The 15,345-nt window shown below is 66.6% G+C and carries 15 protein-coding genes; all 15 read right to left on the bottom strand.

Going from position 1 to position 15,345, the window contains the following annotated elements:
* Window positions 1-25: 25 nt before the first annotated feature.
* The 15 genes from CCZ27_RS14120 to rfbC all read right to left on the bottom strand — a co-directional run bounded on the left by CCZ27_RS14120 (window position 26) and on the right by rfbC (window position 15,269).
* Window positions 26-943 carry a glycosyltransferase gene (locus CCZ27_RS14120; protein WP_096449159.1) on the bottom strand — a complete coding sequence of 306 codons (918 nt, stop codon included), beginning with the start codon at window positions 941-943 and terminating at the stop codon, window positions 26-28.
* A 160-nt stretch (window positions 944-1,103) separates the two neighbouring features.
* Complete coding sequence (locus CCZ27_RS14115) at window positions 1,104-2,027, bottom strand: glycosyltransferase family 2 protein (protein ID WP_096449157.1); 924 nt, start codon at window positions 2,025-2,027, stop codon at window positions 1,104-1,106.
* Between the two features lie 9 nt (window positions 2,028-2,036).
* Window positions 2,037-2,834, bottom strand: a complete 798-nt coding sequence (locus tag CCZ27_RS14110) for a polysaccharide deacetylase family protein (protein WP_232516421.1) — start codon at window positions 2,832-2,834, stop codon at window positions 2,037-2,039.
* Between the two features lie 3 nt (window positions 2,835-2,837).
* Window positions 2,838-3,809 (bottom strand): beta-1,6-N-acetylglucosaminyltransferase, encoded by a 972-nt coding sequence (locus CCZ27_RS14105; protein WP_096449153.1) that lies wholly within the window; start codon window positions 3,807-3,809, stop codon window positions 2,838-2,840.
* Window positions 3,806-4,747, bottom strand: coding sequence for a glycosyltransferase family 2 protein (locus CCZ27_RS14100; protein ID WP_096449151.1), 942 nt, complete (start codon window positions 4,745-4,747; stop codon window positions 3,806-3,808). Before CCZ27_RS14100 ends, CCZ27_RS14105 begins: the two co-directional genes overlap by 4 nt.
* A gap of 4 nt (window positions 4,748-4,751) precedes the next feature.
* The gene (locus tag CCZ27_RS14095) at window positions 4,752-6,218 is read right to left on the bottom strand and encodes a lipopolysaccharide biosynthesis protein (protein ID WP_096449149.1); all 1,467 of its coding nucleotides are present in this window, start codon (window positions 6,216-6,218) and stop codon (window positions 4,752-4,754) included.
* Between the two features lie 154 nt (window positions 6,219-6,372).
* On the bottom strand, window positions 6,373-7,296 hold the full coding sequence (locus CCZ27_RS14090; protein WP_232516420.1) for a hypothetical protein: 924 nt from the start codon (window positions 7,294-7,296) through the stop codon (window positions 6,373-6,375).
* Entirely contained in the window at window positions 7,283-8,380 is a 1,098-nt protein-coding gene (locus tag CCZ27_RS14085; protein WP_232516419.1) for a polysaccharide deacetylase family protein, read from the bottom strand. The genes CCZ27_RS14090 and CCZ27_RS14085 overlap by 14 nt, the downstream gene beginning before the upstream one ends.
* A gap of 60 nt (window positions 8,381-8,440) precedes the next feature.
* Window positions 8,441-9,397, bottom strand: a complete 957-nt coding sequence (locus CCZ27_RS14080; RefSeq protein WP_096452588.1) for a UDP-glucuronic acid decarboxylase family protein — start codon at window positions 9,395-9,397, stop codon at window positions 8,441-8,443.
* A gap of 19 nt (window positions 9,398-9,416) precedes the next feature.
* Window positions 9,417-10,496 carry a glycosyltransferase family 61 protein gene (locus CCZ27_RS14075; protein WP_157748587.1) on the bottom strand — a complete coding sequence of 360 codons (1,080 nt, stop codon included), beginning with the start codon at window positions 10,494-10,496 and terminating at the stop codon, window positions 9,417-9,419.
* 168 nt (window positions 10,497-10,664) lie between these two features.
* A complete protein-coding gene (locus tag CCZ27_RS14070; protein WP_232516418.1) occupies window positions 10,665-11,594 on the bottom strand; it encodes a glycosyltransferase family 2 protein in 930 nt (309 codons plus the stop codon).
* Window positions 11,595-11,653: 59 nt separating this feature from the next.
* Window positions 11,654-12,580: a sulfotransferase family protein gene (locus tag CCZ27_RS14065; protein ID WP_096449141.1), complete on the bottom strand. Its 927-nt coding sequence runs from the start codon at window positions 12,578-12,580 to the stop codon at window positions 11,654-11,656.
* Window positions 12,581-12,642: 62 nt separating this feature from the next.
* The gene (locus CCZ27_RS14060; RefSeq protein ID WP_096449139.1) at window positions 12,643-13,410 is read right to left on the bottom strand and encodes an FkbM family methyltransferase; all 768 of its coding nucleotides are present in this window, start codon (window positions 13,408-13,410) and stop codon (window positions 12,643-12,645) included.
* Window positions 13,407-14,636 (bottom strand): glycosyltransferase family 4 protein, encoded by a 1,230-nt coding sequence (locus CCZ27_RS14055; protein WP_096449137.1) that lies wholly within the window; start codon window positions 14,634-14,636, stop codon window positions 13,407-13,409. Before CCZ27_RS14055 ends, CCZ27_RS14060 begins: the two co-directional genes overlap by 4 nt.
* Before the next feature lie 87 nt (window positions 14,637-14,723).
* Window positions 14,724-15,269, bottom strand: a complete 546-nt coding sequence (gene rfbC, locus CCZ27_RS14050; protein WP_096449135.1) for a dTDP-4-dehydrorhamnose 3,5-epimerase — start codon at window positions 15,267-15,269, stop codon at window positions 14,724-14,726.
* Window positions 15,270-15,345: the final 76 nt, after the last annotated feature.

Raw genomic sequence — 15,345 nt, 5'->3', positions numbered from 1 at the left:
AATCCGGTCGATGGAGCGGCGCGGTTCATTTGCGCCTTGCTTCCACCAGGCCGCGTATCGTGCCGAGAAAATGCCACAGGATGATTTCCTGCATGAACGCTTCGTCCTCGGGGCGCGTCAGGCGGGCGATCAATGCGCGAAAGGCGGAACGGGCCGTCTGCACGATGAAATAATGCGGTACGTTGAACAGCCTTCTCGTGCCCGGAATGCCTTTGCTGAAGGCGATATTGCGGCTGGTCTGATACCGCCAGCGGCGAAAGTAGCGCTTTTCGAGCCGATACGCTTCGACCTTGTGGCGGACGCGGGACCTTCCCAGGAAGACGGCCTTGATGCCCGCTCGCAGGAGGCGATCGAAGAGTTCGCCGTCCTCGCCGCTGGCCAGGGTGTTTCCTTTTCTGCCACGCGAAGTGTCGAACGGGCCGACGCGGTCGAATACCTGTCTGCGGAAGGCCATGTTCGCGCCGAAGGGCGCATCCGCCGGTTTCGCAATGACGTAATCGTCGGTTCGCGCATCGCGAACGGCAAGAAAACCGTGGAAACGGGCCGTCAACCAGGCCGGCGGCGGCGTTTCGAATATCGGCGAGATGAATCCGCCGCAGGCATCGGCACCATGTTTCGCCATTCCGTCCAGCGTCTGCACGAGCCAGTCGCGTTCGGGCAGAACGTCGTCATCGGTGAAAAGGATCGTCGCGCCCCGCGATTCCGCGATTCCCCGGTTGCGGGCGTTGGACAAACCCTGTTTTTCCTCGAACACATAGCGGATATAGCCGTATCGATCCAGATACGGCCGCACGACCTCCGCGGTCTGGTCCGTGGAGTTGTTGTCCACGATGATGACTTCGTGCCGTATGCCGCCGGGAACGTCGAGGCCGCATATCGCGTCGATCGTTTCTCCCAGGGAGCCGGATCGATTGTAGGTGCATACGACGATGCTAGCGTCCATGCCTGTTCCCCCGCACGGTCCGGTCCAGATAGTCGTTCGTCAGCGTTCTCATGCCGCCATCGTGGGTTCCGGGGCTCTCATCCTCGTCGATGGCGTTCGGGCTTCATCGCTACGCCGTGCATCGCCCGGGACAATGTACCGCATCCGCATGTCCGCGCCGTCAGGCCACATCGCGCACCCAGCCGAACACATAGCCGGTGAAATAGGCGGCATTCATCTCGAGCCGCAGCGAATGGTCGGCGCCCTCGCTCAGGCGTTTGGCGATCGCCCTGCCAAAGGCGCGCAGCATCTGGGGCGCGAGGTACTTCGGCGGCATGCGCGAGCCGCCGCCGCGCTTGCGCGCGCCCTGCCAGCGGCCCTGGCGGAAATGCAGATCCAGAAAGTAGTGGCGCTGCAGCTTGGGAGTCTGGATGCGATGGTTGATGACCGCTGCCGGCACCCAGCGCACCCGGCACCCATGCGCCAGCAGCCTCCGGTGGATCTCCGTGTCCTCGCCGCCGGTGTTGATCGCACCCATGCGGCCGAGCCGGGCGTCGAAATCTCCGATGCGTTCGAAGACCTCGCGGCGAAATGCGAAATTCCCGCCGAAGATCGGCGTTTCCTCGGAGGTCAGCCAGCATGCTTCGCCATGATCGAGCTTGCCCAGAAAGCCCAGCAGCTCATCCTGCAGCCAGGGTGGGCGCGCGCCGTCCTCGAACATGACTGCGATCCGCCCGCCGAGCGCATCGGGCGCATGGGCGATCATCGCGTCCTCCAATGCCTGCAGCCAGCCGGGCTCCGGGGTCTCGTCGTCGTCCATGAAAACGAGGTATTCGCCCCGTGCCTCGCGCAGCGCGCGATTGCGGGCATTGGAGAGTCCGAGCCTGTCTTCCCGCACGACGCGAATCTGCGCTCCCTGGAGCGCCCAGTCGCGGGTGGCCAGCATCTCGCTCGTACCATCGGTGCAGCCGTTGTCGATGACGAGAAATTCCCAGGGCCGGACCGGCGCGTGCAACGATGCGAGGTCCGCCAGGGTCCGGACCAGGCGGTCCAGATGGTTGTGCGTGCACAGTGCAACCGAAATGAACGGTTTGGTCTCGGTCATGATCGCCGGTCAGCTTGCGGTTAGTCCCATCCGGGCGAGAAGCCGGTTGGCCGAATACTTCAGGCTTTTCGCCACGCTGCCGTCGTTGCTGCCCAGGCGGATCTTGCGCGACAGCGCGGCGGCGGTATCGGTCCCGAATACGTCGAGCCGGCGCAGCCGGAAACGGTCCATCCCGTCCCGGTTGAAGCCCGGCCGGGTGGAAAAGGCGGCGAGGTATCCGACGTTCCGGGCGGCCTGCACCACACGCTCGTCGTGCCGGCCGAAGGGATAGGCGAGATATTCGATCGGCGAGCCCAGCAGATCCTGCAACTCCGCACGCGAGCCCGCGAGTTCGGCTCCGAGGGCGTCGTCGTCCAGGGTCGGCAGATCGGGGTGGCTCCGGGTGTGCGACTCGAAGCGGAAGCCGCACGATTGAAGCTCCCGCAGATGGTGGGCGTCCATCAGGGGGTAGGTCGCGCCGCTGGGATTGTGCGCTTCGCACCATGTGTCGCGCTTGCCGACGAGCGTGCTCACGAGGAAGACCGTCGCAGGCCAGCCGAGCGATTGCAGCACCGGTGCCGCATGTTCGTGCACGCCGAGGAAACCGTCGTCGAAGGTGAGCAGGAAGGATTGCGCCGGCAGTTCGACGGAACCATCCAGCCAGTCCAGGAACTGCCGAAGGGTGACGGCATGCCAGCCCCTGGCGCGGAGCAGGTCCATGTGTTCCGCGAAGCGGGACGGACTGACGCAATACTTGCGTTCCCAGTCATTGTGGGCGTCGCCTATGCGGTGGTACATCAGTACGGGAATACGGGTGGTCGGGATCATGCTTCAGTCGGCGGGACGCAAACCCAGCTTGTGGTCGATGTGGTCGAGCAGCTCCGGGGATGCATTCTGGTCGAATTTCAACGCAAAGTATGCGGAGGATGCCTCGAGTTCCGGCAGGTGGCGCAGGTCCATCACGCCTCCGCTCGCCGAGTGGCCGCCGGGCCAGTATATGTACCGCAGGCTGTCGTCGACGATGTGCAGGGCGGGCGAATTCCTGAGGATGGTTGCAAAGAACGCCTCGTCGGGGAGCGCGGTACGGCGGAAGTAGGCGCAGTAGGCGGGATGCGAATCCACATGATCCAGAATCGCCTCGATCGCCGAGCGCCGATAATTCGTATTCTGGTTGCCGCCACCCAGTTTCATGTCCGTGCCGTTGAAAGGGCGGCGGGGGCACAGTATCCCCAGCCGCGTCGGCAGGCCCTTGGGGTAGGGAAATAGCCTCAGCACCGGCTGGATGCGGTTGAAGGCACGGATGGCGGCGGGAATGCGGTCGCGGACGATGGCCGGAACCCGATGCCAGTATCTGAATTTCGGCAGCTTGAAGTATCTGTAGTGGTAGCGTTTCGCCGCCTCGCCGCGCGGCCAGACCGCCGGATCGTAGGCGTCGAAGTTGATCAGGTACGCATCCGCCGGAGATGAGGCGAGAAACCTTTCCAGTTCGTCCAGCCGCCCGATCGGATAGCTTTGTCCCGTGAGGGTGATGAACCAGTCGAATTCGAGGTTGCCGACGCACCATCGCATTACGTGGAGATGCTGGAGTACCTGCGACCAGTCGCCCCATTCGCCCGGGACGGGATCGGGAATGAGCACGCCGCCCGCTTGCCGGACCCGGGCCGGATCGAGCGCCTCATGTGCCGGATCGTGATGCACGACGATGTGGGCCTGCGGCGAGAGGGCGCGTAGCGCTGCTACCAGCCGCAATACCTGCGCAGGATTGACGTGCGAAAAGATCGCGTAGACACACTTGATGGTCATTGCACTTCCTTCATTCCCTGGCCGAGCAATCGTGCCAGCCCCAGATGAAGGAATTTGGGGAGCAGGCTGGGCGCCATGCGGAGCTTGTCCTTGGCCGACCCGCGTCCGGACAGCAGGGCCTTGCGGTATAGCGGGCGGGCGGCGTCGATGTTGCCCTTCCAGTAGAGCGCGTTGGCGCCGGCGATGAACGCGCCCCACGTCAGTGTTTCGAGTTCGTGCCGCGGGATGGCCGCCGCCAGATCCGGGTGCCGTCCGAGGAATATCTCCTTGGCCTTCAAGGTATCGAGCAGCGCGCGGGGTTTGTCCTGCGTGGCCTGCGGTCCGCCGTGGTGATGGTAATACGCGAGCACTTCGGGTACGCGCAGGATGCGTCCCTGCGCGGCGACTTCCATCCACAGCAGATAGTCTTCCCCGATCCTGAGCCGCGGATCGAACCGGCCGGCGGCTTCGATCGCCGTGCGGCGGGTGAGGCAGGCGTGGATCGGCCAGCGGCAGCTTTCGAGCAGCGAGATCGTCTTGCGCGGCGCCTCGTAGTCGGGCGGAACGAAGGGGTTGCCGCGCAGCCCGGAGAGCCCCAGGTTCTGCCAGCCGCAATAGGCCAGCACTGCGTCCGGCGTGTTCTCGAGCGCGCCGAGCAGGGTGCGGAGAAAATCCGGCGCCCAGGTGTCGTCCGCGTCCAGAAAGGCGATGAACTCTCCGCGGCAATGCGACAGCCCCGCGTTGCGCGCGGCGCTGACCCCCTGATTCGTCTGTGATATGACCCGGATTCTCGGCTCGTCGAGCGAGCGCAGGCAGGCGAGCGTACCGTCACGCGAGCCGTCGTCCACCGCGATCAGTTCCCAGTCGCCGGCACTCTGTGCCAGCACGGAGCCGATGCTGCGTGGCAGATGGTGTGCCGCGTTGTAGCACGGCATGACGATCGAGATGCGGGCGGGCACGGTCTCAGCCGGCTCTGAAGCACTGCGTGAGCTTGGTCTTCCACCGGGCCTGTTCGCCGACCAGGGCCGGGATCGGCGCATACAGGAAGCCCAGCCCATAGACGATGCCGCCGATCGCCGTCATCGCCAGGACGTACGCGATGGGCGTGGCGCGCAACTGGTGCGGAAGGACGTGCTCGGCGGCGAACAACGCGATGGCGAGGATCAGGTTCAGGAGCACGGCCGGCAGGAGCGCAATGGCGAAATCGTACCAGCGGGCGCGCAGGCAGCGCGAGGCGAGGACGTACATGTAGATGGCGGAAAACGCCGCCGCGGCGACGATCGCCCATGCCACGCCTTCTATGCCGAAATCCAGCGCGAGAAGGATCGCCGCCATGGTGAAGCCGAAGCTTGCCAGTTGCGACAGGACTTCGCGATGGAGCCAGGCGAAGGCCGCGAGCACCGCTCCCGAGAGCATGTCGAGCAGCCAGAAGGGCCAGGCGAAGGCAAGGATGAAGAGCGGGCCGGCAGCCTCGAGCCATTTTTCACCATAAAGGCCGACCGTCAGCGGTTCTGCCAGCCACAGCAGGCCGAGGTAGAACGGCGTGCCATAGACGGCCACCAGCGCGATGCTGCGGAAGAACAGGTAGCGGCACTTGTCCAGGTTGTCCTGCTCCGCGGCGAGCGCACGGAACAGGACTTGATAGACCGATCCGGTGATGAAGCCGTTGGGCATTCCGGCCAGGCTCTCGCCCTTGTTGTACAGGCCCACCGCTGCCGGGCCGAGCGTGCGCGACAGGACGAATGCGCTGGCCCGCGTCCGCAGGTAGACGATGATGTCGGTCACGGACACGAGCATGCCGTAGCGTGCGACTTCCCTGGCGCGCCGGATGTCCAGGGAGAGGCCCGGACGCCACTTGGCCAGGATGCTGAACAGCGGGATCGTGATCAGCGGGCTGACCATGCCGCCCAGGATGAGCGCCCAGACGCCGAAGCCGTAGTAGGCGAGCGCAATGCAGGCGAGGTTGGAGGCGAGGAGCGACAGCGCGCGCACCCAGGTCATGTCCTTGAACCGCATCTCGCGGTGCAGGATGCTCGCGGGCACGTTGTTGAACGGGCGGAAGAGGAAGGACAGCGCCGACACGCGGATGAGGTCGCCGTAGAGCGGCGTGTCGTACCAGTCGGCGATCAGCGGTCCCGCGACGAAGAAGATGGCGTAGATCCCGCAGCCGATGACGAGCTGCAGCGTGAAAACGATGTCGTAGTCGGCCCGCGTGGTGTCCTTGGCGCGGACCAGCGCCTGACCCATGCCGGCGCCGGCGATGAAGCCGGCGACGCCGGTGAAGACCTGGATGGTGAGCAGCATGCCGAACACTTCCGGCGCCAGCATGCGTGCGAGGACGATGCCGAAGAGGAAGCTGAGGATCTGGCTTCCGGTGTTGCCCATGAACGACCAGAGTGCGCCGCTGCGGATCTTGCTGCCAGTGGTCATACGTCGCTTCGATGTTGGGGATTCGTTACGGATGATGCGAAGAGCGCGGCAGCACTTCGCGATCACGCGCCGGGAGGCTGAAGTATGTCATCCGACCCGCGAACGCGGCCGTGAACCAATACATGGATCGGGATATTGCGGCCGGGGCGAGATACTACAGGGCGCCGGCGTAGCGTTCGAGAATATCGCCGCGGGACCACGCCATCAGGTAGCGGGTGGGCGTGTATTCGCCCCGTTCATGGAGTGCGCGACGGGTACGGGAGGTGGCGGTGGCGTCTCCGGCCACGTCCGGCCCCGTGCCGGCGGGCAGGAACAAGGCGCCTTCCCGCGCAGGCGTGTCGTGGAGATACGCGAGATGCGGGCTGATGCGGCGCACCTGCGGATCGTAGTACCAGCTCAGGCCGATCAACCCCTTGCTGTCGGGCCAGCATTCCAGCAGCCGGGCAACGAGCCCGAAGCAGGTTTCCCGGCCGGCCGGATTGAAGTGCGTCAGCATTGCCGGATGAACGTGGTTCTCCAGGAAGGGACTGAAGCCGCTCGTGCGAAAGCCGAAAAAGCCCAGCGCGGAGATCAGGCGCCGGGGCGTCTGGCGCAGCAGCAGGCTGCGCGGGACACCCGAGTTCCGGAAGACGAGATGCGAGGCGCAAGGTATCAGCGTCATGCAGAGGATGCCGAGATCCTTCAGGAAGATGTCGCTGTGGGGTGAGCCGGCCCAGGCGTGGCCCGAGATCGCCCTCTGGAGGATGCGGTCGATGTTTTCCCGGTAGTAGGGCAGCAAGGGCATCGGCAGGCGCGCCCGCTCGAAGCGCTGCGCGAATTCGCCGGCGAGATCGACGAGTATGAGGTTCAGCAGGTCGTGCCCGGAACCGGGCGTCGCGGCCAGGGCGTTGCCGACGTGCGCGTAGAAAGGTGCTGGCAGGTCGCGGTAGCCGCGCGCCGGCGCGGCGTCCGACAGCAGCGAGACGGCATCGCGGGAAAGCGCCTGCGCCGCGCGGGATGCATCGCCCAGGCGCCGGGCGACGGCCTCCCTGGCTGCATCGGCCGGGGGCGCGGAAGGTGCCGTGCTAGTGGCGGCCATTGCCGCTCTGGGAAGAGACGGGGTGGCGCGCGCCTTCGTAGATCGCCTTGGTACGCCGCAGGCTTGCCTTCAGCCCGGCCCTGATTCCGGTCACCAGGCTCCAGAAACCGCAGAGGCGGGCTTCCAGTTCGAGGTTGCTCATGGATTCGCAGTCGAGGATGCGTTTGAGGGCGAGGGGTTCGGCGGACGGGGCGTTGAGGCCGAAGTCGGTGGTGGTGGCGGACCGGATGCCCGCTCGCCGCAGGATCGGGTAGATCGTGTCGCGATGCAGGCCGCTCGGGTAGCAGAAATGAACGAATTCGCTCTCGTCCTGCCCGGTGATCGGAGCGAGGTGCTGGCGGTTGAGGGTGATTTCGGTCGCCACCCTGGCGGCGTCGAAGTTGTGCATGCGGTGCGTGTGGGTATGCAACTGGACGTCGACGCCGCGGGCGCGGGCAAGGCGGATCTCGTCCGGGTCCATCAGGGAAAAGGCGCCCCGCGTTTCCAGGTCGGTCGTGTCGACGCCGAGCCGGTCGCCTATGCGGGCCAGGGCCGCCCTGCGGTCGGCTGCGGTGGCGTGCCTGGAGACATGGCCCGCGAGCGCTTCGGCAATCCGCGCCTGATCCGTGGTCTTGAGCCCGAGTTCAGGGAAAAGCCCGGCGTGATCCGCCGGGTTCCGGCAGGAGCGCGCCAGCAGGTACGGCGTGAGCAGATGCAGCAGCGGCTCGCCGAGGAGCACCGGCTCGGTGGCGATATACAGCGTGGCAGGAAAACCGCACTCTTCCAGCACGGGGAGCATGTGGCGGTAGGCGCCCTTCCATCCGTCGTCGATGGTGATGACGATGTCGCGCGCACCGAGCCGCCCCGCCGGCAGACGCTCGCATGCCTGCGCGAGCGGGATGACGCGGTAGCCCCGGCGTTTCAGGGCGTCCATGCGCTGCTGGAAACGCTTGGCGTTCATGAACAGGCAATCGCCGTAGTGCGGGGCGGGGCCGAGCCATGTGCCGTGGTAGCAGAGGATGCGCAGGTGCCGGCGCGTCAGGTACCGGCAGAGGCTGAACAGGCCGAGGTACTGCGCGGCGAACAATATGGCAGTCTTCAACATGATGGCTGGGGTGGCTGTCCGTTCCGTGTCTGGTGTGCGGGCCGCGTGACGGGGCCGGCGCTACGTGAGCCCCTTGGCGATCAGCGCCCGGAAGTAGTCGATCGTCTTGACGAGGCCGTCCTTCAAGGCGGTGGCCGGGGCCCAGCCGAGCAGTTCGCGCGCCTGCGTGATGTCCGGTTGCCGCTGACGCGGGTCGTCCTGGGGCAGAGGGTGGAACTCCAGCGTGCTGGACGACCCGGTCCGCGCGATGACCTGCTCGGCCAGCGACCTGATGGTGAATTCGTCGGGATTGCCGATGTTGATCGGGCCGGTCAACGTCTCGGGCGATTCCATGAGCCGGATGAGGCCGTCGATCAGGTCGTCGACATAGCAGAACGAGCGCGTCTGGGCACCGTCGCCGTACAGCGTGATGGGCTGGTTTCGCAGCGCCTGGACGATGAAGTTGGAGACGACGCGCCCGTCGTTCGGATGCATGCGCGGACCGTAGGTGTTGAAGATCCGGGCGACCTTGATCTGCAGCTTGTGCTGGCGGTAGTAGTCGAAGAAGAGCGTTTCGGCGCAGCGCTTTCCCTCGTCGTAGCACGAGCGCGGGCCGATCGGGTTCACATTGCCCCAGTAGCTTTCCACCTGGGGATGGATGTCGGGGTCGCCATAGACCTCGCTGGTCGATGCCTGAAGGATGCGGGCACGGGTCCGCTTGGCGAGGCCGAGCATGTTGATGGCGCCGTGCACGCTCGTCTTGGTCGTCTGCACCGGATCGAACTGGTAGTGCACGGGCGATGCGGGGCAGGCGAGGTTGTAGATCTCGTCGACCTCGACATAGAGCGGGAAGGTGATGTCGTGCCGCAACAGTTCGAAGTGGGGATGGCCCTGCAGGTGCAGGATGTTCTCGCGCGAGCCGGTGAAGAAGTTGTCGGCGCACAGGACGTCGTAACCCTTCTCGAGCAGCCTTTCGCACAGGTGGGAGCCGAGGAAGCCGGCTCCGCCGGTGACGAGGACGCGTTTGCGTAGGCTCATGCGCATGTCGGGAATTCCTTCAGCGGGTGGGGAAGACGGTGTCCAGCGTCCGTTCGAGGGCTGCGACGTCTACCGCGAAGCTGCTGTGGCGTCCCTGTTCGTCGGCGCACAGGTGGCAGTAGCGGTGTCCCATGGAGCGGGCCATGTAGTAGTAGTGCGGCATGATCGCCCGCGTCGGATGCAGTTCGATGACGTCGATCGATTCGGCGTACAGCATGTTGGTGAGGCCGGCGCCGTGCGGTGCGACGACGGCTTCGGCGTCGTAGAAGAGTTCGATCTGGGCGGACAGGTCGAGGTCCTCCAGGGCGATGGGGGTGACGCGGTACCGTTCCAGGACGCGCACCACCTCGGCTTCGTTCGTCACCCTCCGCCCGCCCGGTGCGCTGCGCCGGGTGATGTAGATGCGATGGCGCCGGTCGCGCGGCCGCGCCGGCAGCACGCGCGGCAGGAAGAAGTCGAGGTAGCGCCGCGGCAGGTGGCCGGACATCGCGCGGCTCAGGTAGCTGCCGAACAGGGTCGCGTCGCTGCGCCACAGGTATCTGGGCTCGATCTCGACGATCCGGGCGGTCGGCGGCAGCAGCCGCGGGAGGTAGGAGGCTTCCCACGGGCGATAGGGGCCCGGCACCAGGATCGTGATCGGAATCCCCGCCATGGCTTGCTGGTGGAGCCAGAACAGGCGCGGCAGGTTGTCGACGACGGTGTGGTAGTAGTTGTTCGCGGGCGAGCGCAGGGCGAGCGTCGTGCCCCGCAGCCGCCGCGTGGGGCGCAGATACTGGTCTCGCCAGTAGTAGCGGCGGTGGATCGGCGAGTTCGGCCACTCTTGCCAGACGTTGTCGGTGTCGAGGAGGATACGGCCGCGTCCGGCGACTAGGATGTTCGCCGACGCGTGGTAGAGCGCGTCCGGCAGGATGGCGGCGAACATGTCCGGCGTCGCCTCTCCCTCGGCATGCAGAAAGCGGGCTTCCTCGGCGAAGTCCGGCCTGGGTTCCGCGGGCGGGGGGAGATGCTCACCCGGCAGGCGGGCAAGGGGTTCGACGTGCGGATAGGCTTCCCGCACATGGGTCGCGCGAACCAGCCGGTTGGTGATGCCGAGCTTCATCCGATCTCCAGATTTCCCCTTCCAGGCCGCCTGCACGATTCCACCCCGGCCGCTCGCCGTGCGGTCGCGGCCGGCGACCCGGCCAACCGGGTTTATTTCCATTTAAGCGCATATTGTGCTGCGACATCAATGCGGATTTTTGATCGCGGTGCCGCTTTGGCGCCCCGCTCAGGCGCGCAGCACCGAGGCGATTCCGCGTAGTGCCCTGGCGCCGGGGGACTCCCACAGCAAGGGCAGGACGGCGGCGAGCGCGGCCCGCCGCCGTCCTGCGCGGGCGTAGGCATATGCCAGGTTGAGCCGGCCGCTCGCCACCCTCGATCTCACGCCGCGCCTGACGGGCGGGGGGAAGGCCGCCGACTCCTGGAGCATCCTGCGCAGCGTCTTCACGTTGTCGATCTGGGCCTGGAGCGGATTTCGCCGTGTGGCGCTGGCCTCGTGGATCAGGTAGGCCGCCATCGGCGCGCAGACGATGCCGGCACGCCGGCTGCGCGCGCACAGCCGCACGAGGAAGAGCACGTCTTCGCACACGCGAAAACCCGTCGGATAGCCGCCAAGCTCCAGGAAGGCGGCGCGCGGTACGCTCAGCGTGTGCGTGTCGCCGAAATGGTCGGCGACGAAGGGTTCGAACTCCGCGGCGGCCATCGTCACGCGAAGGGCGCCGGCGGCCTTGGCCAGCATTGCCTTGCCCGAGGGGTGGATCTCCATGGAGCCGGATATCCGGCTGCCGTCCGGACGGCGGTAGTCGTAGTCGCCAGTGAGGAAATCCAGTTCCGGGTCGTCGCCGATGAACTCGGCGTGCAGCCTGAGCCGGTCGGGATAGAACCAGTCGTCCGCATCCAGAAATGCCAGCCAGTCGCCCGTGGCGGCGCGGGCGCCGGCATTGCGCGCCGCCGAGACGCCCGCGTTGGCCTGCCGCAGCAGGCGCACGCGGCTGCCGTAGGCGGCGGCGACCTCGGGGGTGGCATCGGTCGAGCCGTCGTCGACGACGATGATCTCGTGCGCGGGCCAGCTTTGTGCGAGTACCGAGTCGATCGCCCGGCCGATGAAACCCGCTCCGTCACGGACGGGGATGACGACGGAGAAGCGGGGGGGGCTCACCGGACGACCCTTGTCGCTACGCGACGCAGCGCCGCCTTCGGACGGCCGTGCGGCGGCGCTCATGCCGGCGGATAGCCCATGTCGTGCGCGACCCCGGAGACCCGGCCGAGCACGCGCTCGACGCGTTCGCGGTTGCGCCCCTTCTTCCATTTGTCGAGTTCGATCTCGCCGAACACGTCGTAGGGCTTGCTCAGCACCTGCTCGCAGTGGGCCTGCACCTCCGGGGTGAAGGCGAGCCCGCAGTCGGCGTAGAGCTTCCGGTAGCCGGCCACCGGATCGCGCACGAGGTCTTCGTAGAAGACTTCCACCCACTGCGAGGCGGGAACCGAGCCGCGGGCCTCGAGAATTGCGCGGTTGATGGCTTCGTACTGGAAGGCGGCGACTTCTTCGATGGGCGCGCGCAGGTAGCCGCGCCATCCCTCGGCGAGGAAGAAGCACCAGCGCTCGTAGCGGCCGCCGTCGACGGCGACGGTTTCGGGGAACACGCCGCTCCAGGTGGCGTACTTGTCGGGCTTGCCCCAGCCTTCGATCAGCGAATTGATGTTGTCGCCGGGGCTGCGTTTCACATAGACGAAGATCGCGTCGGGAAAGAGCGTCCGCAGGTAGGGGACGCACAGGCCGTTCTGGTTGTTCTTGTCCACCCAGCGATTCTTGCCCGTCCAGCGGTAGAAGTAGCGTGCGACGTGGTTCCGGTCGCGCTGGCTGGCGTCGGCGGCGTGCAGGGCGTGCGTATCCCAGCCCTTCTCGACGAGCGGATGCAGGTCGACCCAGAAATCGTGGGTTTCGCGCTGCAGCGTGCCCAGCTCGGGCGATTCGGAGAGGGTCTTGTAGACGACGGTAGTGCCGGCGCGCGAGCATCCGAGGACGATCACCGGGCGATCCGCGGCGGGGCGGCGGACGTCCCACGACAGTCCGCGCAGGGTGCGCAGCGCGGCATCGCCGTGGTGGTTGAGGGTCTTGGCGACTTTCTGGAGGAATTCACTCATGTCTGTTTGCTATCCGGTATTCCTTGAACATCGGCCCGATTGCGGAGCCGGCGCACTGCGGGTCACTGGGCATCGAGGATGCGCCGTGCGTGGTTGGTACTCACCATGATGCAGTCGAACTCGAGAAGCTGCAGGGCGGCATCGTGGGCTACCGGAAACAGGCCGGAGATCGAGAAGCCTCTCGGGGAGAGATGTTCCAGCATCTCGGCATAGGACGGCATGTCGCGGTAGAGCGGCACGATGGAGCCTTCGAACTGGAGTCCGGCGAGCGAGCCGAGCCCTTCGCCGGCGCCGCGCAGGACTTCGAGGTCGAACCCCTGGGTGTCCATCTTGAGGTAGGGGCGGTGCAGGCCGTGTTGCTGCAGGAGGGGCATGACCTGGCGGTCGAAGGTCTCGACCGGAACCTCTTCCTCTTGCACGATCCGGCGCTTGAGCGCCGCCATCTCCGTTGCGGCGAAGTCCGGCTCGCGCAGCGAATTCAGGGTGCTGTGGCCCGCTACGTGCAGGGTCGCCGTGCCCGGCGCGGCGCCCAGCGCCATCTTGAAGGCCAGCCAGCGTTCGTCCGCCTCGACGTGCCGGGCGAGGGTTGCGAACGTCGTCGGATGGGGTTCGAAACTCAGTATCCATCCCTCGAAGCCGACCTCGTTGCGCAGGAAATCGCCGTATTGCCCGACATTGGCGCCGACGTCGATCACCGCGTCGATCCCGTACTTGCGGAAGACGCTGCCCAGATGTTCGGCCATGGGCAGGCGCACCATTCGCCACTTCGGCATCAAGGCGAGTCCGAACCTGTCGGCGGCATCGATCAGTCGTTTTTCCAGCGCATTCATGGGCGTCGCTCCCCGGGCTGATGAAAGGTGGTGTGGCCGCTATCGCCGCGGTGGCGCGCGATGGCCGTCTCCCAGAGACGTTCCATGCCGGCGATGTGCGAATCGAGGGAGAAGAGCCGCGCTGCACGCTCGCGTCCCGCCTCCCCCATCGCCCGACGCAACCCCCCGTCCGCGCCGAGCGTCCGGATGCCGGCCGCGAGACCGTCGACGTCGCCGCAGGCGAAGAGCAGGCCGGTGCTGCCATCGGCGACGATCTGGACCGCCCCGCTGGAGCGGGCCGCGACGACCGGCAGTCCCACTGCCATCGCCTCGATCATGGCCATGCCGAACGGCTCTACGTCGGCCGCATGCACGAGAAGGTCGGATGCGGCGAGCCGGGCCATGATCCGGTCGTGGGGAACGTTGCCCTCGAGGCGGATGCGGTCGTCCATCCCGAGTTCGCGGATGCAGGCGCCGAGCGGTTCGCGCAGGGGGCCTTCGCCGAAGATCGACAGGTTGCAGCGGAGCGGTCCGCTCGCGTCGACGCGAGCGACCGCGTCGATGGCGTCGGCGATGCGCTTTTCCTGCGCGAGCCGGCCGATCGTCACGATTTCGAGCGTGCCGGCCTGCGCGTGGGGCGGACGCGCGGCAGGGAGCGATGGCAGGGGCAGTCCGTTCCAGACCCGCGACAGTTTGCGGTCCGAGCCCGTGCATCGGGCCCATGCTTCGAGTTCTCCGTCGCTGACGAGGACGATGGCATCGGCCTCCGCCTGCACGTGCTTGAGAAAGTCCGGGTTCGTGTCCGAGACGGCGCCGTGGGCGGTCACGACGCAGGGCTTGTCCAGCAGGCGGGCCAGCGGGATGCCGACCTCCACGGCCCACTGGACGAAATGGACCTGGACGAGATCGACGCCGGCAATCCCCGGGCGCGACACGAGGTCGCAGAAGAAGGTCTTCCGGCGTTCGGCGAGCAGGCGGCCGTATAGGGCGCTGTTCGCCGCGGCGGCGAATCGCCGTTCGAACCGGCGCAGATCGAGGCCCAGCGCGGGGTAGTCCCGAAAGCCGGCGCAGGTTGCCCGCACCCCCTGGAGGCCGAGCCGGGAAACCATCGCCTGGCCCGCCTCGTTGCCGCGGTTCGCCGCCAGGACATGAACCTCATGTCCCCGCGCCAGGGCGCCGTGCAACTGCCAGAGAACGAAGGTGTGCGTTCCCACGGGGTAGCTGCCGACGACGTGGAGCTGCTTCATGCGCTCTCGCTCCCCGGCACCGGAGGCGGGCTCTTGCGCGATGCGGGATGGCCGGGCATGTCGCGGACTCCTCGGGAATGCCCGGCGTCATCCGCCGGGTGTCCGGCCCATCTGCCCGAGCGTCGGCAGCTTCGCGTCCTTGGCCGACAGCAGGGGATGCTCGACAGGCCAGGGAATGGCGAGGCCGGGGTCGTTCCAGATCACGCCGGCTTCGTCTTCGGGGCGGTAGAAGTCGGTGCACTTGTACTCGAGATCGGCGACTTCGCTGATGACGCAGAATCCGTGGGCATATCCGGGCGGAATCCACATCTGCCGGTGATTGCCGTCGTCCAGTTCGACGCCCACGTGGCGGCCGAACGTCGGCGAGGCGGGATCGACGTCGGCTGCCACGTCATACACCGCCCCGCAGCTGACGCGCACCAGTTTGCCCTGCGGGCGCGACCTCTGGAAATGCAGTCCGCGCAGCACGCCGCGCTGCGAGCGGGAATGATTGTCCTGGACGAAGGGCTGCGCGATCCCCGCTTCGCGGTAGCGCTCGGCCTGGAAGGTTTCCAGGAAGAAGCCGCGCGCGTCGCCGAAGACCTTCGGTTCGATGATCAGTACGCCGGGCAGGGCGGTTTCGATGATTTTCATTCCGGAGGCCGGTGTGCGATGTACGGGTCCTGGGGCGGGCGAAGGCGGGGAATTATGGCACCGCGAACCGGATGCC

The organism is Thauera sp. K11 (assembly GCF_002354895.1).
GTDB lineage: Bacteria > Pseudomonadota > Gammaproteobacteria > Burkholderiales > Rhodocyclaceae > Thauera > Thauera sinica.
The sequence above is the reverse complement of the archived record's forward strand: the minus strand, read 5'-3'. Positions and strand labels throughout refer to the sequence as shown.

Bases quoted from the DNA above. Each gene is read 5' to 3' on its own strand.
- CCZ27_RS14120 (WP_096449159.1), bottom strand. From the start codon at position 943: ATGGACGCTAGCATCGTCGTATGCACCTACAATCGATCCGGCTCCCTG.
- CCZ27_RS14115 (WP_096449157.1), bottom strand. From the start codon at position 2,027: ATGACCGAGACCAAACCGTTCATTTCGGTTGCACTGTGCACGCACAAC.
- CCZ27_RS14110 (WP_232516421.1), bottom strand. From the start codon at position 2,834: ATGATCCCGACCACCCGTATTCCCGTACTGATGTACCACCGCATAGGC.
- CCZ27_RS14105 (WP_096449153.1), bottom strand. From the start codon at position 3,809: ATGACCATCAAGTGTGTCTACGCGATCTTTTCGCACGTCAATCCTGCG.
- CCZ27_RS14095 (WP_096449149.1), bottom strand. From the start codon at position 6,218: ATGACCACTGGCAGCAAGATCCGCAGCGGCGCACTCTGGTCGTTCATG.
- CCZ27_RS14090 (WP_232516420.1), bottom strand. From the start codon at position 7,296: ATGGCCGCCACTAGCACGGCACCTTCCGCGCCCCCGGCCGATGCAGCC.
- CCZ27_RS14085 (WP_232516419.1), bottom strand. From the start codon at position 8,380: ATGTTGAAGACTGCCATATTGTTCGCCGCGCAGTACCTCGGCCTGTTC.
- CCZ27_RS14080 (WP_096452588.1), bottom strand. From the start codon at position 9,397: ATGAGCCTACGCAAACGCGTCCTCGTCACCGGCGGAGCCGGCTTCCTC.
- CCZ27_RS14075 (WP_157748587.1), bottom strand. From the start codon at position 10,496: ATGAAGCTCGGCATCACCAACCGGCTGGTTCGCGCGACCCATGTGCGG.
- CCZ27_RS14065 (WP_096449141.1), bottom strand. From the start codon at position 12,580: ATGAGTGAATTCCTCCAGAAAGTCGCCAAGACCCTCAACCACCACGGC.
- CCZ27_RS14060 (WP_096449139.1), bottom strand. From the start codon at position 13,410: ATGAATGCGCTGGAAAAACGACTGATCGATGCCGCCGACAGGTTCGGA.
- CCZ27_RS14055 (WP_096449137.1), bottom strand. From the start codon at position 14,636: ATGAAGCAGCTCCACGTCGTCGGCAGCTACCCCGTGGGAACGCACACC.
- rfbC (WP_096449135.1), bottom strand. From the start codon at position 15,269: ATGAAAATCATCGAAACCGCCCTGCCCGGCGTACTGATCATCGAACCG.